This window comes from Corynebacterium sp. HMSC034H07, from assembly GCF_001815175.1.
GTDB lineage: Bacteria > Actinomycetota > Actinomycetes > Mycobacteriales > Mycobacteriaceae > Corynebacterium > Corynebacterium hiratae.
The window spans coordinates 122730-143715 of sequence record NZ_KV819523.1 but is presented as its reverse complement, the minus strand read 5'-3'; the positions used below and the strand labels follow the sequence as shown (position 1 = coordinate 143715).

Sequence of the window (20986 nt, the reverse complement as noted above, 5' to 3'; positions counted from 1 at the left end):
GCGGCGGTATCGGTAATCGCCCTGATTTTTTGACCTCAGGGTTGTCCCTGATGTGCCCGAGGGGTGGCGCGTGGGACTATGGCTAGTATGACTTCGCCCTATGTCCCCGCCGAGAACGCGGCGCCCTATCCCGTGATGTCGCGCCCCCAATCTGGCCGCGTGGTCGCCGGCGTGGCGGCGGGGCTGGCGCAGAATCTGGGGGTTTCGGCGCTCTCCGTGCGCATCGCCTTGACCGCGTTGACCCTGCTGGGTGGGGTGGGGGCGATGGCCTATGCCGGGCTGTGGATTTTCACGCCCGCGCTTGACGACGCCCCCTCCACCCGCCGCAGCCCCCTCTCCCTCGTGCTGGTGTTCCTGGCGCTGGCGGGGAGTGCGGTGGGTGTGTTGGGGGTTTCGGGGGCGTCGCTAAGCGTGGCGGTGCCATTGGCGGTGGTGGCCATCGGCGCGGTGCTGGCGTGGTTGGCGTATGACCGCGGGCTGAACACGCCGGTGGGCCTGGTTGCTGTGGCGGCCGGTGCCGTCCTGGTCATCGGTGGCGTCGTGGTGGCGGCGGTGACGTGGGAGAGCGGATCGGGTTCGGCGATCCTGGCCACGGCGCTGACGCTGGTGGGCTTTGGCGCGCTGGTGGTGCCGCTGGTGCTGAAGCTCTGGCGCTCGCTGTCGCAGGAGCAGGCGGCCAAGGCGGTCTCGGAGGAGCGCGCCGAGATTGCCGCCCGCCTGCACGATTCGGTGCTGCAGACGCTGGCGCTGATTCAGAAGCGGGCGGGGGATTCGCGCGAGGTGACGCGTTTGGCGCGCGCCCAAGAACGCGAGCTGCGTGCCTGGCTTTTCGACGCTCCCTCCGCCGCCCCCACCACCTGTTTCGGTGCCCTCGAAGCAGCGTGCGGGGAGGTGGAAGATCTCTTCGACATGCGGGTATCTGCGGTGACGGTGGGTGAAGACACGGAGCTGACGGAGTCCGCGAAGTTGCTTATCCAGGCCGCGCGTGAGGCCATGGTGAATGCCGGCAAGCATGCGGGTGTGGACGTGGTGGATGTTTATGCGGAGTTGTTGGCGGGCGAGCTGAGTATCTTTGTGCGCGACCGCGGGGTGGGTTTCGACGTGGAGGATATTCCCGCTGATAGGCATGGGATTCGTGACAGTATTCGCGCGCGCGTAGAAGGATCTGGTGGGCGCGTGCGGATTTCCTCGACCCCGGGGGAGGGCACCGAGGTGGAGCTCGCGGTAGCGTTATGAGCATGGTGAAGGTCTTTTTGGTTGATGATCACTCCGTCTTTCGCGCGGGCGTTCGCGCGGAGCTGGCGGCGTCCTCGGAGATTGAGATCGTGGGCGATGCCGGGACCGTTGCGGAGGCGCTGGAGGGCATTGCGCGTACCTCCCCGGACGTGGTGCTTCTCGACGTCCACATGCCCGACGGCGGTGGCCTCGCCGTTATTAACGCGACGGCTAATCAGCCGGCGCGGCCGGTGTTTTTGGCGCTGAGCGTGTCGGATGCGGCGGAGGACGTGATTGCGCTGATTCGGGCGGGCGCGCGCGGGTATGTGACGAAGAATATTTCCGGCCCGGATCTGGCCGAGGCGGTGGTGCAGGTGCACAGCGGGGATGCGTATTTCTCGCCGCGCCTGGCGGGTTTTGTCCTCGACGCTTTTGCTTCCGGTTCGCCCGCGCCGGAGCCGGAGGAGGGACAAGACCCGGCGGTGGATGCGCTCACGCGGCGCGAGCTAGAGGTCTTGCGGTTGCTTGCGCGCGGCTATACGTACCGCGAGATTGGCAAGCAGCTGTTTATTTCGGTGAAGACGGTGGAAACACACGCCTCCAATATTTTGCGCAAGACCCAGCAGTCCAACCGCCATCAGCTCACGCGCTGGGCCACCTCGCGCGACCTGGCTTAAACAGCCTGGCCTAGGCGGGTTGGGTTTAGGCAGGGGGTGCGTAGGCGAGCTTGCGGGAGCCGTCGACGTGGGGAAAGAGCAGGAAGGCCGCGCCTGAAACGAGCACCCACACCAGCGCGCTGCCCCAGGCAGGCAGCGCGAGGAGTGGGGAGAACATGACCATCAACCACAGCACCATAAGCGGGATGAGCTGTGCCGCGTTGGGCAGCATGGTGACGTTGTGGCGCTGGGCATAATCACGCAGGTCCGCGCGGTAGGGGTGTAGGAGTACGAGCGCGCAGGCCGCGAGGAGGAAGAGCAGGCTGAGCCCCAGCGCGAGACCGAAGTGGATGCGGCTGGTACCCACCGCCACGGCGGCACCAGCCAACAGTGAGGAACCGAGTCGCACCCACAGCGGAGTGGGGATTGGGGTGGTGTGCGTGCGGAGGGGATTCATGGCGCCTAACGCTACCAGCGCAATTGCGCGCGTCCGGAGAGAGGTTCATAATAGGAGCCATGAATCAAACAGGTGTTCGTGTGGTGGGCGGATCGCAGGCCGAGCAAATTGCGGTCCTGCGCGCCCAGATTCAACGCCTGGAAACCCCGGATGTTGCTGCGCAGGTGCAGCCGGAGGTGGAGCTTCTCGGCGTCCCCGAAGGGCTATCTGAGCTGCTCCCGGGCGGTGGCCTTCCCCGCAAGCGAGCAACCGTCTGTGCGGAATGTGCCGCTCTCGTGGTGGAGCTGATATCCCATGTTAGCGCGGCGGGCGGACACGTTGCGGTGGTGGGTTGGCCCGATCTCTCACTCGCACAGGTGGTTGAGGATGGAGATATCTCCCGGGTCATCGCGGTGCCCGAACCGGGCGCGGAACCCTGGGCGGTAACTAGCGTGCTGTGTGAGGGGCTGGACCTGGTGGTGCACAAAGGCACAGGCGAGCTGAGCCCCACGCGGGCGCGCCCCGTGCTGGCGAAAGTGCGGGCAGGGCAGGCGGCCCTGCTCACCGTGGGAACCCGGCTGCCAGGAACGGCGATGGAGATAGGTGCGGAGGTCGTCGCGGTGCATGGCTTGGGCCGGGGCAGCGGGCGTATTTGGGGAGTTGATATAGGGGTGCGGGTGGCGTCGGCAAGCATGCGCCCGCGCCGTGGAGTGCTCACGTGTGGGCAGCGTCTGGACGCGCGCCCACGCCTGGAGGTCGTGTGAGGGTCGCGGCGCTGTGGTTCCCGGATTGGCCTATCCAGGCGCTGCAGGACGCCGACAGGGCAGCGTGCGCTATCGCCGCCCAGCACCGCGTGGCGGTCTGCAACGCGGCGGCGCGCCGGGCGGGGGTGCGCCGCGGGATGCGCGTGCGCCAAGCCCAAGCTCTCCTACCGGAGCTGCGCGTGGAGGAGGTCAACCCGGACCGGGACGGGGTGGTTTTCGCGGAGATCGCCGCGGGGCTGGATGCGGTGGCCTCCTCGGTGGAGGTGCTGCGTCCGGGCCTGGTCATTGTGGATGCGGGCGCGGCCGGGCGTTTCCACGGCAGTGAGGCAAAAGCAGTGGAGATGCTTGTCGACGCCACCGCCAGATCCCATCTCGACGCCACCGTCGGCGTCGCCGATGAGATCGCCACCGCGCTGATTGCCGCGCGGCACCACAACCTGGGTGCGGTAGTCCCGGCAGGCGGCTCGCGCGACTTTCTGGCTCAGCAGCCGGTGGGAGTATTGGCCGCGGAAGTGGCGCTGGGGTGTGCGGCGGACGTGGTGCATGCCTTGGAGCAGCTGGGCGTGCGCACGTTAGGGGAGCTGGCGAGTTTGCCGCTGCGCCAAGTCACCACCCGTTTCGGCGAGGCCGGACGGCGGTGCCACGCGGTGGCCGCGGCCGCACCGGATCGGCGCGTGGCGCCGGAGCTTGCACGCCCGGACCTGGGCGTGGAGCAGGGCTTCGAAGAACCCTTAGAGCGCGTAGACGCCGCGGCCTTTGCCGCGCGCCAGCTCGCGGCGCGCCTGCATGTGGTGCTCGATGAGGCCGGCGTGGTGTGTCTGCGGCTGCGCGTTGCCGCGGAGTTCGAGGGCGGCGAGCGTTTGGAGCGGATCTGGCGTACCCAGGAAGCGCTCAGCGAGGCCGCCACGGCGGACCGCGTGCGCTGGCAGCTCGATGGCTGGCTGAGTGCTGCGTGGGCGGGGAGTGCGCCGGGTGAGGGAGGAGGCGTCGTCAAGCTGGCGTTGGAGCCGGTGGAGGTCGCCCCGCCGGGGGATGGACTCCTGTGGGGCGCAGGCGAATCCGCGGAGCAGGCCAAGCGTGTCATCGCGCGGGTGCAATCCCAGCTGGGGGTGGACCGCGTGCTGCAGCCTCGCCCGGCGGGCGGGCGTGGGGTGGCCGAGCGCATCGAGTACGTCCCCTATGGCGAGCAGCGCGATCCGCAGCCGGAGGGCACCTGGCCGGGGCGCATCCCGGCGCCGCTCCCGGCGAGCCTGGCGCACCCGGCCGCGCGGATTCGGCTTATCGACGTCTCCTCGAAGGAGGTCATCGTCACCGCCGAGGCCCTCCTTTCCGGGGAGCCGGCGGGTCTGGGATGGGGGTGCCACCGCTACCGGGTGACCGGTTGGGCCGGCCCGTGGCCCGTAGACACCGGGTGGTGGGAAGCAGGCGCGGCGCAGCGCTGCGCGCGTCTGCAAGTCGTCGGAGAAAACGAGAAAGGCCAGCGCGCCTGGCTCCTCGTGTGGGCAGGCGGGCGCTGGTCTGTGGAGGCAACCTATGCCTGAACGGCTTAATTCAAGATGTCGATGACCAGGCGCGTCGGCCCCGTGAGCACCTGAACCGAGTACGGGTGGCGTTCATTAAGCCCGATAACGAACTGCGAGCGAGCCTCGAAGGTACCGCCGCTGACCACCTGGGTTACCAGCCCGCCGGCGCCGTTTACGGTGCCGATATTCGGGTCTTCCATATCGAGCTGGAAGGGATAAGCAGTGCCGTCGATGCTGACGTCGAGCGCGGTGGAACCCTTGAAAGGAATCGGGTTGCCGGAGCCCTGCTGGGCGGGGGCATCGGTGTAATCAATGAACCAGCCCGGTGAACCGTTCCCGACGAATTCGAAGACCACGCGGTCAAAACCTTCATGCTTGCCCACGCGGACATCGGTCACCACCAGCTCCGAGGGAGCCGGTGGGCGGAGGGTTTTCATCTCCATGTTGGCGTCGCCCAGCGGAGTCAGCCCAGCCGGTGCGGCGGGGGAGGGGGCAGCAGGAGTGACTGTGGCAGTGGAGGTGGAGGCGCCGGACAAGGTAGCGTCGAGAGTCTTCGTGGGGCCGTCGGTACCGCCGTCCGAGGAGGAAGACGGAGCGCATCCCTGAAGCACGAGCGCACCCGAGACAACGAGTGCGGCCACGGGGGCGGCTGTGCGCAAGAGATTGTGTTTCGGCATAACTCCGAGGGTAGCGGTACCGCGAGACATTCTATGCATTGAAGTAAACATCGTAACCACATTGTTGTGAAAGGAGTGATACCAGTTAAGATGGCGCCATGACCTTCTGCTCCGATGTCCAGGTCGAGCCCCTGGCTGGTACCGCTAAACAAGAATCTGTTTATGTCCTTTTTGAGTGGCCTACGGCCTGGTCTCGCGACGTGCTGGATGGTCGTACTTTTGGCCCAGGCCTCACCGAGAAGCTCAAGGCCAAGCTCAAAGGCGTGGCGGGCCTGCAGCTCATTCGCCGCCCCGGGCGCGCCGGGCACGAGCGGGGGACGGGGCACTTCCGTTGTTTCGTCGTGTGGGCACGCGAGGGGTTAGTGCAGGATTACGTCCTGAACGGCCCGGAGGACATCCTCGATCTGGATCTGGAGCACCCCACCGGCACGTGCCTGCCGCTGGTGCTCGTGTGCACCCACGCCAAGCGCGATGCCTGCTGCGCAATCAAGGGCCGCCCGCTTGCTGCCTCCCTGGCATGCGAATTTGAGGAGACCGTGTGGGAAACCTCCCACACCAAGGGGCACCGCTTCGCGCCGTCGGTGCTGCTGATGCCGTGGGGCTATTCCTTTGGCCGCCTCAACGTGGAAGCTGGCCGCGAGCTCGTGGGCAAGGCGCTGCACGGCGAGTATTTCTACCCCGCCAACCGCGGTTCCGGCCTCACCATGCCCCAAGGCCAGGTGGCGGAGCTCGCGGTGGCGCGCCAGCTTCTCGACGCCTCCGAGACCCTCCACTACGGCGACCTCACCGTCGACGCGGCGGAGAACCCCGCGGCGGAGAACCCCGCCGCAAAGAATAGCGTCGTTGTGCGCCACCGCGATGGCCGCGCATGGGACGTAGAACTCGAAGAAAAAGAGGCCTCCGGCGTCGTCTCTTCTTGTGGAGACGAGCCGAAGACCTCTCGTTTCTATGCCGCGCGCCGCGTCGAAAAGCGCAGCGTATAGAGCACGGGGTCGGCGCGGCTAGCGGCGCATAATCTTGGCCGAGAGCCAGTTGCCAAAGAACTGCGCTGCCTGCACCAGCACGATGATGATAAGCGTAGCCACCACGGTGACCTCCCACTCGAAGGCGCGGTAGCCGTAGACGATGGCGAAGTCACCCAAGCCACCGCCGCCGACGTAGCCGGCCATCGCGGACATGTCGACGATGCCGATGAACAGGAAGGTGTAGCCCAGCACCAGCGGGCCCAGCGCCTCCGGAATGATGACCGTGGTGATGATCTTCCACGGCGAAGCGCCCATCGCGCGGGCTGCTTCAATCACGCCCGGGTCCAGCGCCACGAGATTCTGCTCCACGATGCGCGCCACCGCGAACGTGGCCGCAATAACCATGACGAACGTGGCCGGTTCACGGCCGATAGAGCTGCCCAGCACCGCCACCGTCAGCGGCTGGACAAAGGCCAGCAAGATGATGAAGGGAATCGGGCGAACAAAGTTCACCAGGATGTTGATGATGAAGTAGATGGGCTTGTTCTGCAGGATGCCGCCCGGGCGGGTGGTGTAGAGCAGGATGCCGAGAACCAAGCCGATGATGCCGGCGATCACCAGGGTGGTGGCGACCATGATGAGGGTGTCCTTGACGGCGTCGACAAGCGTGCCGCCCAGTCGATCCCAATTGGCCTGCGCGAGGTAGGTGACGTTCATCGTTGGATCTCCTCAATGTCGGTGGTGCGTTGCATATGTGCGTAGAAGTCTTCGATGGCGGCATCCGGGCCGTTGAGGCGCACGGTGATCTTGCCGAAGGAATGCTTCTGCAGGGTGGTGATGCCGCCGTGGACCACGGCGATGGACACTCCCTCGTCCGCGAGCTTGCCGGCGGCGCCGAAGAAGCCCGACTTTTCCGTCAGGTTGATGGTGAACAAACGTCCTTCGTGGGCCAGCAGGTCATCGGCCTCCACGACGTCCGGGGTGTTGCGCAGCGAGGTGGCCACGAACTTCTCCGCCACCTTGGTCTGCGGATTGGAAAAGACCTCGTAGACGCTGCCGGCCTCAATGACGCGGCCGTTTTCCATAACGGCCACCTTGTCGGCGATGGAGCGCACGACGTCCATCTCGTGGGTAATGACCACGATGGTGATGCCGAGATCGCGGTTGACCTTGCGCAGCAGGTCGAGCACCTCGTGGGTGGTGGTGGGGTCCAGCGCCGAGGTGGCCTCATCCGCCAGCAGCAGGGAAGGGTTATTAGCCAGGGCTCGGGCGATGCCGACGCGCTGCTTCTGGCCGCCGGAGAGCTGCTCCGGGTAGTTATCGCCCTTGTCCGCCAGGCCGACGAATTCCAGCAGTTCCTGGACGCGCTTTTTACGCTCCTGCTTCTCGACGCCCTGCAGCTTCAGCGGGTATTCAATATTGCCCGCCGCGGTGCGCGAGGACATGAGGTTGAACTGTTGGAAGATCATGCCGATGTTGCGGCGGATGCCGCGCAGCTTGGATTCGGGGAGGGGGACGACATCGGTGCCGTCGAGAAGCAGCTGCCCCGAGGTCGGCTTATCCAGACCGTTGATCATGCGCACCAGCGTGGACTTACCCGCGCCGGAGAAACCGATGATGCCGATGATTTCGCCGGGCTCGACGGTCAGGGAGACATTATCGAGTGCGGTGGTGGTGGTTTTCTTGTTTTTAAAGACTTTGGTGATGTTGCGGAATTCAATCCGGGTGCCCCGGTGGGCGCCTTGTTGTTCAGTCACGTGGGTTTCCTTTGTACGTGTCCGTGTAGTGAGTGAGGAGGGAGTAACGGGCAAAATCCCCCGGGTCACGCAATCAAGCGTGAGCGCGGGGGACATGTGGATTACGCGGGGCTTAGACCTGCTCTTCGAGGCGGTCCAGGATTTCCTGGAGCTCTTCCTGGGAGCGGTCGACGGCCACGGCGGTGTCGCCGGAGGACTTCAGGACGGCCTCGGTGACCTTCGGGTCCTTCCACAGCTTGGCCAGCTCGTGAAGGGCCTCGTTGTCGGCGTCGTCGGCGCGCACGGCCCAGACGTTGATGTAGGGCTCAGCCTCGGCGGAGTCTGGGTCGTCCTGAGCGACGGCGGACTTCGGGTCAATGCCGGCGCGCTCGAGGAAGGAGTTGTTGATGACAGCCGGCTTGCCCTCGCCGTAGGCGGCCGGGGTCTGGGCAGCATCTACCGGGGTGACCTTAACCTTGGACTTGTCCTCATCGATGTCTAGCGGGGTGGGGGTCAGCGGGCTGTTCTCCTTGAGAGTGACCAGGCCTTCCTGAACCAGCAGGCCGATGGCGCGGCCCTGGTTAGTGGAGTCGTTCGGGATGGCGACTTCCTGGCCCTCGATGCCAGCGAGATCCTTGTGGTCCTTCCAGTAGATGGCCAGCGGGTAGATCTCGGTGGAGGCCAGCGGGACCAGATCGGTGCCGTTGCCCTTGTTGTACTCAGCCAGGAACTTCAGGTGCTGGAACTTGTTGGTGCTCAGCTGGCCCTGGTCCAGAGCCTGGTTCGGAGTGTTGTAGTCGGCGAAGTTCTCCAGCTTGACGTCGTAGCCGGCTTCCTTGGCCAGGTCCTGGAAGACGGCCCACTCTTCCATGTTGGCGTCAGTGGTGCCGATGGTGATGGTGGAGTCCTTGGTGATGGCCTCGCCGGAATCCTTGGACTCAGCGGAGTCCGAGGAGCAAGCAACCAGGCCGGTTGCGGCGATGACGGCTGCCGAGGTGGCAGCAAGTACGCGACGGATGCTCATGGTGGGTTCCTAGTGTCCCTTCTTGGTTTGTGCGGCAAGTCGTGTCACCGCAGGATTTGTGCGCTGCACGAAAAACTAGCAACGATTGAACCGCTTTGTCTATTCGGAGAATTGTTCAACGAAAACCTTGACTGGAACCTGTGTTCGAATATAGTGTGTGGGGCTATGAGATTCAATGGGGGTGAGGCGCTGCCGTGGTCCCGGGTGGAGAGGATTCTCTCTGGTCGCCCGGGGCCCGTCCCGGTCTCGGTGGACCACCTACCGCAGGCCACGGACGCGCCGAAGTTGGGGCATTCCGCCGTGCCTTTCGCCGAGCTGCATGCGGTGAGCTCCTATAGCTTTCTGTGTGGCGCTTCCGAGCCGGAGGGGCTCGTGGCGCGCGCCGTCGAACTGGGCCTGCGGGGGATTGCGCTGGTAGATCGGGATGGATTCTATGGTCTTATGAAGTTTGCGGAGGCCGCCGCCAAAGTTGGCCTGCCTGCGGTCTTCGGGGCGGAGCTCAGTCTCGACCCAGCTCCGCTGACCGTCCTGGCGCGCACCCCGGAGGGCTATCGGCGTCTATCTCGGCTTATCTCCCGCGCTCACATGGAGGCGGGGGAGAAGGGGGTCGTGTCCTATCCTTCTTTGGTGGAGATTGGTGCGCAGTTGCAGGATGAGTGCCTCTTCCTGGTGGGCTGGGAATGGGTAGAGCATTTCGATCTTTTGGTCGAGGGAATAAAAATAGACAGCATGGTTCTGGAGTATGCATGTACCCAGCTCCCGGAGGACGCGGACCACCACCTACTGTTGGATTCCTTGCCGGTTTCGCGCGCCATTGCCACTGCGCGCCCGGCTGCCGCCACGCGTGAACACGCGCGGTTGGCTGGAGCCAAACAAGCCCTGTCCAGACGCCTCGCGCTTGCCGACGCCTCCCCCAGCTCCCACCCCATGGGCTCGTCCTGGCTGCGCTCCGGGGAACAAATGGCGCGCCTGCTGCCTGAGCGCCCCGAGCTCATTGCCGAAACCGTCCGCGTCCTCGAGGACTGCAGCTTCACGTGGGAGGCGCTGGCCCCGAACCTGCCTGATTTCGACGTGCCGGAAGGCTATACCGAGATGTCCTGGCTGGAGCACCTTACCTTTGAGCGCGCTGCCGAACGTTATGCCACGCGCCCAGAGGAGATTCGGGAGCGGGCGTGGGAGCAGATGCGGTATGAGCTGGGTGTCGTCAAGCAGCTGGGCTTTCCCGGCTACTTCCTTATCGTGTGTGATCTCGTGGACTTTTGTAAACGGGAGAACATCCTGTGCCAGGGGCGCGGCTCGGCGGCGAATTCGGCGGTGTGCTTCGCGCTAGGGATTACGAACACGGAGCCGATTTCCGCGGGACTGCTCTTTGAGCGCTTCCTCTCCCCGGACCGTGATGGCCCGCCGGATATCGACATCGATATTGAATCCGGCCGGCGCGAGGAAGTCATCCAGTACGTCTACGCCAAGCACGGCCGCGAGAAGGCGGCGCAGGTGGCCAACGTGATTACGTACCGCCGCAAAGGGGCGTTGCGGGATGCCGCCCGCGCGTTGGGCTACCCGCAGGGCTCGGCCGATGCCTGGTCGAAGGGCATTGCGCTCGCGCCTTCGGACGTTGAATGCTTGGCCGAGCAGTTTCTGGGTCAGCCGCGCCACCTGGGCATTCACTCCGGCGGCATGGTGCTGTGCGACCGGCCGATTGCGGATGTTGTGCCCGTGGAGTGGGCGCGCATGGAGAATCGTTCGGTGCTGCAATGGGATAAGGATGATTGCGCCGCGGCCGGGCTGGTGAAGTTCGACCTGCTGGGCCTGGGCATGCTCGAAGCGCTGCACCACATGATGGACTTGGTGGAGGAGAGCACCGGCCGGGTGGTCAACCTGTGGGAGCTGGACCTGGCTGACCCGGAAGTCTATGACATGCTCTGCCGCGCGGATGCAGTGGGCGTGTTCCAGGTGGAATCACGCGCGCAGCTGAGCACGCTGCCGAGGCTCAAGCCGCGGGTCTTCTTCGATCTCGTGGTGGAGGTCGCGCTCATCCGGCCGGGCCCCATCCAGGGCGGCTCGGTGCACCCCTACCTGCGCCGCCGCGATGGCAAGGAGCCGGTGACCTATGACCACCCGGTGCTGGAGAAGTCCCTGGGCAAGACACTGGGGATTCCGCTCTTTCAGGAGCAGCTCATGCAGATTGCGGTTGATGCCGCCGGGTTCAGCGGCGCGGAGGCGGATGACCTGCGGCGCGCGATGGGCTCGAAGCGCTCGCCGGCCAAGATGGCAGCGCTCAAGCAGCGCTTTTATGAGGGCTTGGAGGAAACCAACGGGATCGTCGGGGAGGTGGCGGATAAGTTGTGGGCCAAGATTGTGGCCTTCGCTGCTTATGGCTTCCCGGAGTCCCACTCGCAGTCTTTTGCTTCCTTGGTGTACTTTTCGGCGTGGTTTAAGCGCTATTACCCGGCGCAGTTTTGCGTGGGCCTGCTGCGCGCGCAGCCGATGGGTTTCTACTCGCCGCAGTCGCTTATTCAGGATGCCCGCCGCCACGGGGTGGAGGTGCTGCCGGTCAGCGTCAACGAGTCGGGCCGCGAGGCGCGCGTGGTGGTGGGCTCGGACGGTCAGGCGCGTATCCGCTTGGGGCTTAACCTCATCAAGGGGTTGGGTGATAAGGCCGCCGATCGCATTGAAGCGGCCGCGCCGTTTGGCGACGTCCCCGATCTCTCCCGCCGCGCCGACCTCACCGTCGATCACGTGGAGGCCCTCGCCGTGGCGGGGGCCTTGGACGTCTTTGGGGGGGATCGCCGCCAGGCACTGTGGCAGGCGGGCGTGGCCGCAACAGAACGGGCAGGGATGCTGCCGGGGCTGTCTGCGATTGAAGCGCCGTCTTTGCCGGGGATGAGCGCCTTTGAGCTCATGGCGGCGGACGTGGCGAGCACCGGCGTGACCCACAACCAGCAACCGATGGAGCAGGTCCGCGGGGAGTTGCAGGCCCGCGGCATCCTATCCGCGGCGGATTTGCCGGCAGTGGAGGATGGCACCCGCGTGCGCATCGCCGGGGTGGTCACGCACCGCCAGCGCCCGCAGACAGCGGGCGGGGTGGTCTTTTTTGGTTTGGAGGATGAGACCGGGTTGATGAACGTGATGGTTACGCCCGGCCTGTGGGCTCGGGATAAGGTCACCGCGCGAACAGCGCCCGCGCTCATCGTGCGCGGCATCGTGCAGAACGCCTCCGGGGCGGTCACGGTTGCCGCGGACCGGCTGGAGCCGCTGGCCTTCGGTGAGGCCCTTTCGCGCGGCTCGCGGGATTTCCGCTAAGCGGCTTATTCCTTAGAGATGAGCTCGTCGCGGTTCATCTTTCCGGCCAGGGAGCGTGCCACGGAGAAGGGCACCCACACCATGAGCAGCAGGATGATCTTGAGGTAGAGCTGGGATACGAATACTCCATCCATGATGGGCATGGTTCGGGCACCCCAGGCGATAAGGCCAGTCACTGGCAGCAAGATGACGAGTGCTGCGAGGGAGAATTTGAGGCCGTCGTCGCGGGCCTCAAGGTGCTGCTGCATCTGATACTCATCAAGTTCCGTCGTGGGCAGGTCAGCGGCACCAATCGTTGCGCGCAGGCGAGCGGTCATCAACGCGCACAGCAAAGTTCCAAGGGCGGCCACCATGAGTGAGGTAAAGGCGCTCCAGAACTGCAGGGGAATGGAAGCGATGATGAGGGCGGTGGACAGGTCGGTCAGGGTGATGTAGCGCTTGCGGGTCTTAACGGAATCGGGAATAGAGGCGGACATGTGTGGTTTAGTCCTTTCGGTAGATTTCGGAGGACATGGGGGTGAATTCGGTCCGGGAGAACACGGCTTCCACGGGTAGATTGAAAACTTCGCAGATGTTGAAGGCGAGGTCCAAGCTGGGGGAGTGGTCGCCGCGCTCGAGAGCGCCGATGGTTTGGGGGTTGACCCCGATGGCGTCGGCAAGCTGTGCGCGCGTCATGTCCCGTTCAACGCGGAGCACGCGGACCCGGTTAAATAGTGGGCGGGTTGGCTTTTTCTTTGGGGACATGCACCACAGTGTTGTATAAACCCAACGACTTGTCAAGGGTTCGTGTTAAAGTGGCGGCATGAATCCCGTATCCCCGTCACTCACTAAAGCCCGCTACATCTCGCGCTTGAGCTGGGACGTCATCCTCGCCGCCCTGGCGGCCGCGGCGGCATATTTCTGGTGGGACTGGCTCTATTGGGTCGCCGGAGCGCTCGTTGTGTGGGCGCTCTATCAGCTCTGGCTCATCCCCGCGCAGGTCAAAAACCTAGGCTGGCAGGAAACCGCCGACGAATTGCTCGTCACCCGCGGCAAAATCTGGCACACTTTCACCGTCGTGCCCTATGGCCGCATCCAATTCGTCGACGTTACGGCCGGCCCCATCGAGCGCGCGATGGGGCTGAAGAAGGTGAAGTTGCACACGGCGTCGCCCAGCAGCGACGCCACCATCCCCGGCCTGCCTGCCGCGGACGCCGATGCCCTGCGCGAGCGCCTCGCCGTCAAGGCTCGCGAGAGGATGAGTGGGCTGTGAAGGACCGCGCGCTTATCGACGCCGACGGCTACATTCGCGTCCACCGCCTCACCCCGCTGCTGCGCTTTTGGTCGCTGATTTTAGCGCTGGTGGCCATTTTTGCGGTGAACATCAACGCCGCCATGATTTCGGACGTGGTGTCTTACCTGCAGAGCGGCAACCTCGGCGAGGTCGGCCGCGGTACCCTGCTGGGTATCGGCGCCTTCGTGCTGGTGTGCGCAGTGATTTGGCTGGTCTCCGGAATCTGGTGGCGCAAGCTGGGCTACAAGCTCACCGAGGATGAAATCGCGCTGCGCCACGGCGTCATCTCCACGTCCTTCCGCTCCGCGCGCTATGAGCGCATCCAGGCGGTGGACGTCGTGGAATCCATCATCGCGCGCTTGTTGGGTTTGGCCACGGTTCGGGTGGAGACCGCCGGCGGTACCTCGTCGGTGATCAAGATTGAGTACCTGCCCAAAGCGAAAGCAGAAGAGCTGCGCGCGGAGTTGCTGCGGCGCACGAATAAGAACCCTGCCAGTGAGCCGGCGCCGGAAGCGGAGGAAGCCGCCGCGCTGATCCCGGAGATTCCCATACTGCGCACGATTGCCGCTGAGGCGCTGCGCCTGCCCACGCTCCTCGCGGCCCTCGTTATTGGGGGCTTGCTCTTCATCCCGGGTATGTGGACCGCGCTGCTGCCCATCATCGTGGGCTTTGTTGGAAGCGTCTGGGGCTTGGTGGACTCTTCCTGGAAATTCACCGCGCTTCACGACGCCCCCACCAACGCCCTCAACGTCTCTTACGGTCTTGCCGACCGCCGCCGCCAAACCATCCGCATTAGCCGCATCCACGGCGTGCGGGTAAGCCAGCCCTTCTTATGGCGGCGCTTCGGCTGGTACGAGGTGCACGTCTCTGTAGCTGGTTATGGCGCGAAGGGCAGCGGTAAGCAGTCCGGTTCCACTCGCATCCTGCCGGTGGGTACCCGCGAGCAGGCGCTGGAGCTTTTAGAGCTCATCTCCGATCTGGATCGTGCGCAGATTGAGGATTTCGCGCGCCCCGAGGGGCATACCCAGCCCACCTATACCTCCCCGCGCCGCGCCACTTGGGTTAGCCCCATCGACCGCAAGCAGCAGTCGGTCACACTGGTGGATTCACCCCAACCCGTGACCATCGTGCACCGCGGCCGCATCAACCGCCGCGTCATGGTGATCGGTACCCCGCATATCCAGGAGCTCACGCTGAAGGTGGGGCCCTTTAGCCACCTTGCAGGCGTGCGCACTGTGCGCTTTGACCTCGTGGCGGGGCCAGTAAAGATGGCTGGTCAAGACCTCACGCCTGCCGACGCCTCCGAGCTCCTCACCCGCCTGCGCTCCCGCCGCCTGCCTGCCATGGAGTCAGCGCTAAGTCCCATGGACTCATCCGTCAACATCTCACAGGTTGAGCCGCGGCAGAACCCACGTGAAGACTCCCGTGACAGCGCGGTTAGGGGCAGCGACGAAGCTTAAGCAGAACCGGCCCACGCGTGCTGCTGGGGCCGGCACACGCCGAGGCCGCCGAACAGGACCCGCATCCGCCCGCGGGGCAGGAGCCGAGTGGCTCCATATCGAGTACCCCGCTGGCGGTGAGGTGATCCAGGATGAGGTCCACCGTGCCGGGCTCCAGCCCGGTCTGTGCCGCGATGGCCGCCCGCGAGCGCACGCCGGATTCGATGGCTTCCTGCACGGCCTGGATGGGGGAGGCGGGCATTAGATAAACACCTTCAGAATCTGGAAGGCCGCTACAGCCAGCACCCACGCTGTGGCCAGCTGGACGCCGAAGCCGAAGAGCGTCCAGCGCCAGCCAATCTCTCGCCGCTGCGCGGCAATCGTGGCCACGCAGGGCGTGTAGGCCAGCAGGAAGAGCATGTAGGCCCACACCGCGGCGAGGGGATGACCGTCAGAAGCCTGCTCGAAGTCCGCGCGCACGTGATCGCTGAGCGCGCTATGGGATTGTTCCTCCGCGGAGGCGTCGGTGACATCCTCGACCGCGTAGGTCTGCGCCCACGTGGAAATCAGCGCCTCCTTGGCCACAAAACCGGTCACCAGCGGGCCCGCCAGGGACCACGAGTCGAAGCCAGCCGGGGCAAAGGCTGGAGCGATGGCGTGCGCGACCGCCCCATAGGCGGAATCCTCCGGCGCCGGCGGCTCACCCCACGAAGAATCCTGCGCCGCATCCCCAACCGGGATGGCCATGAGCAGCCACACCACGACCACGGTGCTCACGATGATGCCGCCGGCCGTCTGCAAGAAGCCCTTCAAGCGCGTCCACATCACGCTCAGTGCCAGGCGCACGGTGGGCAGCTGGTACGTCGGCAAGTCAATAACCAGCGCTTCCTCAGGCACCGCGCGCCACAGCGTCTTTCGCAGCGCCAAACCCACCAGCACGAGCAGCGCGATGGAAATGACGTACATGATGAACACCACGCTGCCGGCGTGCCCCGGGAAAAACGTGGCCGAAAGCATGACGAAGACCACCAAGCGCGCCGAGCACGAGGTAAACGGAATGAGCAGCGCGGTCATGATGCGATGCCGCGGGCTGCCCAGCACGCGCGTGGCCGAGATCGCCGGCACGTTGCAGCCAAAGCCCACGACAATGGGGATGAAAGCCTTGCCCGGCAGACCGATGGCCCGCATGAGACGGTCCGTGACCACCGCGGCACGCGCCATGTAGCCGGAATCCTCCAACACCGCCAAGCACAAGAACATCAGCGCCATGAGCGGGGCGAAGGTGAGGACCATGCCGACGCCGCCGATGAGGCCGTCGACAAGCAGGCCCGTGATGAGAGGGTGGCCTAAGCCGATGGCTTCTAGCCCCGCCCGCGCCCAGTCACTCAAGGGGCCCGAGACCAGTGCCTCCAGGCCATCCTGGAGGGGAGCGGCCACCGTGGTGGTGATCTGGAAGACCACCCACATCACGGCCAGAAACAGCAGCGGCCCCACTACCGGGTGAAGGGCCACCGCATCGAGGCGGTGGGAGAGGGGCGTGGCGTGCTCGACCTCGCTCACCGAGGCCTTCGCCGCCGCATCCAACTCCGCGAAGCGGGCCTCCAAACCTGCGTCCTCGCGCAGCTGCACGGGCTCAGCCGCCAGAGAATCAACAACAACCTCTCGCAGCTTCTCGACGCCCTCCCGCTTACGCCCATCAACCACCACCACCGGGATGGAGGTGGATTCAGCGAGCGCAACGGGATCCACTGTTTGGCCCTGGTTGAGGGCCACGTCGGTCTTCGTCAGCGCGATGATGAGGCGGTAGGGCTGCTCCGCTAACTGGAGCGCCACGTTGAGGCCGCGCGCTACGGCGCTGGCATCGACGACCACGACGACGGCGTCGGGGCGCTCATCTGCGGGGCAATCGATGAGCATGGCGCGGGTGAGCGCCTCATCGGGGCTGAGCGGGTCGAGCGAGTAGGTGCCGGGAAAATCGATGAGATCGGCGGTTGCTTCACCGATCTTCCACGCACCGCGGCTGACCTCAACGGTGGTACCCGGCCAGTTGCCGGTTTGTGCCTTCGCGCCGGTTAGGGCGTTAAACAGTGTGGACTTGCCGGAATTGGGGGAGCCGACGAGCGCGATGATGGGAGCGCCAAGAGGGGCTACCGCGCCGCCCGGATCGCCGTGGCAGCTGGGTTTCGTGGTGGCCATGGTTTAGACCTCGATGGCTTGTAGCGTCGCTTTATCGATGGCGTAGCGGCAGCTGCCGACCGAGACAACGCGCGCGCCACCGGCCACGCGCGGGCCCATGGTCAACGTGGCGCCGGGGCGGATTCCTAGCTCGCCGAGGCGCACCGCTAGGGCGGTGTCGCAGGTGCAGGAAATGCACTCTTTCCCCAAGGTGATGGTGCATCCCATGGGGATAGCGTCGGCGGTTTGTCGTGGGCACTGAGATAACTTCACGGCGAGCCCTCTTCCTTAAATAAGCACTACCGAATAAGCATTACCTTTATAGGTTACCCTTAGTAAACATAGGTCCGTCTAGGTTTGTAGCTATCTCTTAGGTGATCCTCACCACGCGGCGCAGGTGCGCGGCGCATTAAGCGTTTGGAGTGGACCAGCTGCTCACCTGGCGCAGCCTCTGGCGATTCTTCAGCCGCGATTGGCCTAGCTTGCGGGACATGCGGTCCAGAATCTGGATGGCCTCCGTGATGTGCGGCCCCTTGTTGAGCATCACGCACTCCGCGCGCAGGGCATAGCCAGCGTCCGTGATTTCCGCGCGGGAGGGAAGCCCCGTCTTGGCTAGGGTCTCCAGAACCTGCGTGGCCATGATGACCGGGATGTGGGCCGCCTCCGCGACCTTCATGATGCGCCCCGGCACCTGGACCATCTCCTCGAATCCCAACTCCACGGCCAAGTCACCGCGCGCAATCATGATGCCGAACTTGGCGTGCCGCATGCCCTCCAGCAGCACGCTTCCCAGCTGTTCATAGGCGGGAACCGTTTCAATCTTGAGCACGATGCCCAGGTCACGCACGCGCTGCGCCATCTCCTCGGACTCCTGCTCGGCGGCAATCGCCTCGAGCGTGTCATAGAGGAAAGCCACATCAGCCGGCGTGCGGATGAAGGAGACCGCCGCGATATCGCAGTGCGTGGCCACAAAACGAAGTGCTTCGATGTCTTCCTCGGTGAGGCTGGGCAGCGGGACGTCGGTATCCGGCAGGTTGATTCCCTTATAGGCGGCCAGGTTGGTGCCGGTCGGTCCCGCATGCTCCACGGTGACGACGGCCTCGTGCGCCGCACCATTCTCCCGCACCTCGCGGACGCGGCCGGCGATGGCGCCATCATCGAAAATCACCCGGTGCCCCACTTTGAGCGCGCCAACCACCTCCGGCAGCGTGCACCCAATCGTGGTCACCTCGCCCTCGACGATGCGCGCCGGCTCCTGCGAAGTGCTCAGCACCAACTCCTCGCCGCGGTGCAGGCGAATCTTCTGCTCCAGTGCCGGAACCCCATGCACCTGCGTGGTGTCCCCGCCGTGGCTCAACACCGTTTCCTCGGCGAGGTAGCAGTTGCGATCACCGTGCAGCACCGCCACGCCTGCTTCCGCGCTCTCCACGGTGAACACACGCGAGCGCCCGCGCGCTTCCGTGAAGCGCACTTCGCTGCCGGGGTGCAGGCGCGCCAACCACTCGTCATCCACCTCCAGCGCTACCGCCGGGCGGGCCGCGCTTGGCGACGCCTCCCCCGCCACCCCGTGGGCGCGGGTAGAGGAGGGGGCGTCGTGAAGCACGAGCGTTGCTGGGCTCAGCAGCTCGCCCGCAGCGCTGCGCTCGCCGCGCACGCGAATGACCTGCGGACCCGGCTCGATGCTGCCGGTGCGGACCTTGGGGCCAGCAATATCGCAGGAAATCAGAATCTCGCGCCCCACCTCTTCAGCGGCGCGGTGGACGTGTTCCACCATCTTTGTCCACGCCGCCTGGTCATCGTGCGCACAGTTGATGCGGGCTAACTCCATGCCCGCGCGGGCGAAACCGAGGACCAGTTCATAATCCTCCGCGGCCTCAGCAGGAAGAGTCACCATGATGCGCGCGTGCGTGTCCTCCTGGGTAGGGCCGAGGAGGGCTTCGGTGTTGGCGTCGAGGATATCGTCCGCGTCAGCATAAGCCGTGGCGATGGGCTGCACAGGATAGGTTGGCGCGTGGCCATCGAAGGCGTCGAGCACGTTGCGCGCGGCGTGGAGGCGCTCAAGCACTGCGGGCTCCGGGTGGCTGAGGCTCGTGGCGCCCAACGCCGTGAGGCCTTCCTGGAGTTCGACGGCGTCTTGGGAGCGCAATTCCATGTAGCGCACGAGGTTGACCGCGCCGGGGCGGTGGATGGGATCCACGCGCGCGATCTGCGTGGCGTGGGCGGCAGACGAAGCTTCGACGCGGGTGATGAGGGAATCAAGCAGTGGGCGCAGGCTAGGCAAGGTGTCTCCTTCGGTGTGAAAGTTCACCCACATTGTGCCGCGACTTGTTAGACCGCGCCACGGAAGCCGAGCTGCCGCCAGGCCTCATACACGGCTGTCGACGCCGCGTTGGATAGATTCATCGAGCGTCGCGCTGGCATCATGGGGATGCGCACGCGCTCCGTTACCCGCGGGTGAAAGGCGTGTTCCTCCGGCAGGCCCGTGGGTTCGGTGCCGAAAAGCAGGACATCGCCCTCCTGGTATTCCACGTCGGTGAACCACTTGTCCGTGTGGGTGGTGAAAGCGAAAACGCGCGCGCCGGGCAAGCTGTCCATGCAGGCGTCGAAATCCTTGTGGATCGTGAGGTCCGCTAAGTCGTGGTAGTCCAAGCCCGCGCGCTTGAGGTGTTTGTCCTCGAAGTTGAAGCCGAGCGGCTCGATGAGGTGCAGGCTCGCGCCCGTGACGGCGGCGGTGCGGATGGCATTGCCGGTGTTGGTAGGGATCACGGGGTTGTCGAAGACGATGTGCAAGCTGCTCATAGGCATCAGTCTAGGATGGTGTGCATGAGCGCTACCAAACTAGATGGCAACTTGTACCGCGACGAGATTTTTGAGGACCTGGCCCAGCGCGTGGCCGCCCTCAAAGAGAAGGGGATTACCCCGGGCCTGGCTACGGTCTTGGTGGGCGATGATCCGGGTTCGCATTCCTACGTGAAGATGAAGCACCGCGATTGCGAGAAGCTCGGTATCAACTCGATTCGCAAGGACCTGCCGGGAGATATCTCCCAGGAGGAGCTGGAGCGCGTCATCGAGGAACTCAACAATGATGACGCCTGCACTGGCTACATCGTGCAGCTGCCGCTGCCGAAGCACCTGGATGAAAACCGCGTGCTCGAGCTCATCGATCCGGCCAAGGACGCTGATGGCCTGCACCCGATCAACCTGGGCAAGCTGGTGCTCAACGAGGAAGCCCCGCTGCCCTGCACTCCGAATGGCTGCATCCACCTGCTGCGCCGCTTTGGGGTAGAGCTCGATGGCGCCAAGGTCGTGGTTATTGGCCGCGGCGTGACCGTGGGCCGCCCGATTGGTCTGATGCTCACCCGCCGCAGCGAAAACTCCACGGTGACGCTGTGCCACACTGGCACCAAGGACCTCGCTGCGGAGACCCGTGAGGCCGATGTCATTATCGCGGCAGCCGGCAAGGCACACATGCTCACCGCCGACATGGTCAAGGAAGGTGCTGCGGTTCTCGACGTCGGCGTGTCCCGCGTTGACGGCAAACTCGCCGGCGACGTGGCCGAGGACGTCTGGGAGAAGGCCGGCTACGTCTCCCCGAACCCGGGCGGCGTGGGCCCGCTGACGCGCGCATTCCTGGTCAGCAATATCGTCGAGCGCGCCGAAAAGCTTGCCGCTCACTAACGGCGCAACACGAACGCCCAAGTAATGAGCATGTCCCCACAATCAGACGAAAACCCGCAACGCAGAGAGCGACGAACCCCCCGGCGCCCAGCTCAGGGCCCTGTTCAAGGCCAGCCTCGAAG

The 20986-nt window shown here is 65.0% G+C and carries 21 protein-coding genes; 9 read left to right on the top strand and 12 right to left on the bottom strand.

Going from position 1 to position 20986, the window contains the following annotated elements; all coding sequences use genetic code 11:
* Positions 1 to 87: 87 nt before the first annotated feature.
* Positions 88 to 1236: an ATP-binding protein gene (locus tag HMPREF3009_RS05270; RefSeq protein ID WP_193394660.1), complete on the top strand. Its 1149-nt coding sequence runs from the start codon at positions 88 to 90 to the stop codon at positions 1234 to 1236.
* A gap of 2 nt (positions 1237 to 1238) precedes the next feature.
* The gene (locus HMPREF3009_RS05265; protein ID WP_070680521.1) at positions 1239 to 1892 is read left to right on the top strand and encodes a response regulator; all 654 of its coding nucleotides are present in this window, start codon (positions 1239 to 1241) and stop codon (positions 1890 to 1892) included.
* Positions 1893 to 1917: 25 nt separating this feature from the next.
* On the opposite strand, the gene HMPREF3009_RS05260 is transcribed toward HMPREF3009_RS05265, so the two are convergent.
* Positions 1918 to 2328 carry a hypothetical protein gene (locus HMPREF3009_RS05260; RefSeq protein WP_070680519.1) on the bottom strand — a complete coding sequence of 137 codons (411 nt, stop codon included), beginning with the start codon at positions 2326 to 2328 and terminating at the stop codon, positions 1918 to 1920.
* A gap of 59 nt (positions 2329 to 2387) precedes the next feature.
* On the opposite strand from HMPREF3009_RS05260, the gene HMPREF3009_RS05255 reads away from it, so the two are divergent.
* Positions 2388 to 3071, top strand: coding sequence for a hypothetical protein (locus tag HMPREF3009_RS05255; RefSeq protein ID WP_070680515.1), 684 nt, complete (start codon positions 2388 to 2390; stop codon positions 3069 to 3071).
* Positions 3068 to 4612, top strand: coding sequence for a DNA polymerase Y family protein (locus tag HMPREF3009_RS05250; RefSeq protein WP_070680512.1), 1545 nt, complete (start codon positions 3068 to 3070; stop codon positions 4610 to 4612). The genes HMPREF3009_RS05255 and HMPREF3009_RS05250 overlap by 4 nt, the downstream gene beginning before the upstream one ends.
* A 5-nt stretch (positions 4613 to 4617) precedes the next feature.
* Here the strand turns inward: HMPREF3009_RS05250 and HMPREF3009_RS05245 are convergent, their stop codons facing one another.
* Positions 4618 to 5271, bottom strand: coding sequence for an AMIN-like domain-containing (lipo)protein (locus HMPREF3009_RS05245; RefSeq protein ID WP_083312713.1), 654 nt, complete (start codon positions 5269 to 5271; stop codon positions 4618 to 4620).
* Between the two features lie 98 nt (positions 5272 to 5369).
* On the opposite strand from HMPREF3009_RS05245, the gene HMPREF3009_RS05240 reads away from it, so the two are divergent.
* Complete coding sequence (locus HMPREF3009_RS05240) at positions 5370 to 6254, top strand: sucrase ferredoxin (protein ID WP_070680508.1); 885 nt, start codon at positions 5370 to 5372, stop codon at positions 6252 to 6254.
* An 18-nt stretch (positions 6255 to 6272) separates the two neighbouring features.
* On the opposite strand, the gene HMPREF3009_RS05235 is transcribed toward HMPREF3009_RS05240, so the two are convergent.
* Genes HMPREF3009_RS05235 through HMPREF3009_RS05225 form a run of 3 tightly spaced genes read right to left on the bottom strand, consistent with a single transcriptional unit; the run spans position 6273 to position 8996 of the window.
* On the bottom strand, positions 6273 to 6953 hold the full coding sequence (locus HMPREF3009_RS05235; RefSeq protein ID WP_046648398.1) for a methionine ABC transporter permease: 681 nt from the start codon (positions 6951 to 6953) through the stop codon (positions 6273 to 6275).
* Complete coding sequence (locus HMPREF3009_RS05230) at positions 6950 to 8089, bottom strand: methionine ABC transporter ATP-binding protein (protein ID WP_369816107.1); 1140 nt, start codon at positions 8087 to 8089, stop codon at positions 6950 to 6952. Before HMPREF3009_RS05230 ends, HMPREF3009_RS05235 begins: the two co-directional genes overlap by 4 nt.
* 16 nt (positions 8090 to 8105) lie before the next feature.
* On the bottom strand, positions 8106 to 8996 hold the full coding sequence (locus HMPREF3009_RS05225) for a MetQ/NlpA family ABC transporter substrate-binding protein (protein WP_049157071.1): 891 nt from the start codon (positions 8994 to 8996) through the stop codon (positions 8106 to 8108).
* A gap of 165 nt (positions 8997 to 9161) precedes the next feature.
* Here HMPREF3009_RS05225 and HMPREF3009_RS05220 point away from each other — a divergent pair, with 165 nt between their 5' ends.
* On the top strand, positions 9162 to 12299 hold the full coding sequence (locus HMPREF3009_RS05220; RefSeq protein WP_070680504.1) for an error-prone DNA polymerase: 3138 nt from the start codon (positions 9162 to 9164) through the stop codon (positions 12297 to 12299).
* A 5-nt stretch (positions 12300 to 12304) separates the two neighbouring features.
* Here the strand turns inward: HMPREF3009_RS05220 and HMPREF3009_RS05215 are convergent, their stop codons facing one another.
* Together HMPREF3009_RS05215 and HMPREF3009_RS05210 are read right to left on the bottom strand one after the other, a co-directional pair.
* Positions 12305 to 12775 carry a hypothetical protein gene (locus HMPREF3009_RS05215; protein WP_070680499.1) on the bottom strand — a complete coding sequence of 157 codons (471 nt, stop codon included), beginning with the start codon at positions 12773 to 12775 and terminating at the stop codon, positions 12305 to 12307.
* Between the two features lie 7 nt (positions 12776 to 12782).
* Positions 12783 to 13043, bottom strand: a complete 261-nt coding sequence (locus tag HMPREF3009_RS05210; protein ID WP_039673876.1) for a helix-turn-helix transcriptional regulator — start codon at positions 13041 to 13043, stop codon at positions 12783 to 12785.
* 58 nt (positions 13044 to 13101) lie between these two features.
* On the opposite strand from HMPREF3009_RS05210, the gene HMPREF3009_RS05205 reads away from it, so the two are divergent.
* Positions 13102 to 13551 carry a PH domain-containing protein gene (locus tag HMPREF3009_RS05205; protein WP_049157078.1) on the top strand — a complete coding sequence of 150 codons (450 nt, stop codon included), beginning with the start codon at positions 13102 to 13104 and terminating at the stop codon, positions 13549 to 13551.
* Positions 13548 to 15032, top strand: a complete 1485-nt coding sequence (locus tag HMPREF3009_RS05200) for a PH domain-containing protein (RefSeq protein ID WP_232760974.1) — start codon at positions 13548 to 13550, stop codon at positions 15030 to 15032. The genes HMPREF3009_RS05205 and HMPREF3009_RS05200 overlap by 4 nt, the downstream gene beginning before the upstream one ends.
* On the opposite strand, the gene HMPREF3009_RS05195 is transcribed toward HMPREF3009_RS05200, so the two are convergent.
* The 5 genes from HMPREF3009_RS05195 to HMPREF3009_RS05175 all read right to left on the bottom strand — a co-directional run bounded on the left by HMPREF3009_RS05195 (position 15010) and on the right by HMPREF3009_RS05175 (position 19985).
* Positions 15010 to 15273: a FeoC-like transcriptional regulator gene (locus tag HMPREF3009_RS05195; protein WP_049157080.1), complete on the bottom strand. Its 264-nt coding sequence runs from the start codon at positions 15271 to 15273 to the stop codon at positions 15010 to 15012. The genes HMPREF3009_RS05200 and HMPREF3009_RS05195 overlap by 23 nt on opposite strands.
* The gene (feoB, locus tag HMPREF3009_RS05190) at positions 15273 to 17207 is read right to left on the bottom strand and encodes a ferrous iron transport protein B (RefSeq protein WP_070680497.1); all 1935 of its coding nucleotides are present in this window, start codon (positions 17205 to 17207) and stop codon (positions 15273 to 15275) included. The genes HMPREF3009_RS05195 and feoB overlap by 1 nt, the downstream gene beginning before the upstream one ends.
* A gap of 3 nt (positions 17208 to 17210) precedes the next feature.
* Positions 17211 to 17459 carry a FeoA family protein gene (locus tag HMPREF3009_RS05185; RefSeq protein ID WP_070680494.1) on the bottom strand — a complete coding sequence of 83 codons (249 nt, stop codon included), beginning with the start codon at positions 17457 to 17459 and terminating at the stop codon, positions 17211 to 17213.
* 136 nt (positions 17460 to 17595) lie between these two features.
* Positions 17596 to 19500: a pyruvate kinase gene (locus tag HMPREF3009_RS05180; RefSeq protein WP_070680491.1), complete on the bottom strand. Its 1905-nt coding sequence runs from the start codon at positions 19498 to 19500 to the stop codon at positions 17596 to 17598.
* A gap of 14 nt (positions 19501 to 19514) precedes the next feature.
* Positions 19515 to 19985, bottom strand: coding sequence for a tRNA (cytidine(34)-2'-O)-methyltransferase (locus HMPREF3009_RS05175; RefSeq protein WP_049157085.1), 471 nt, complete (start codon positions 19983 to 19985; stop codon positions 19515 to 19517).
* A gap of 24 nt (positions 19986 to 20009) precedes the next feature.
* Here HMPREF3009_RS05175 and HMPREF3009_RS05170 point away from each other — a divergent pair, with 24 nt between their 5' ends.
* Positions 20010 to 20864, top strand: a complete 855-nt coding sequence (locus HMPREF3009_RS05170; RefSeq protein ID WP_049157086.1) for a bifunctional methylenetetrahydrofolate dehydrogenase/methenyltetrahydrofolate cyclohydrolase — start codon at positions 20010 to 20012, stop codon at positions 20862 to 20864.
* The last annotated feature ends 122 nt before the right edge of the window (positions 20865 to 20986 follow it).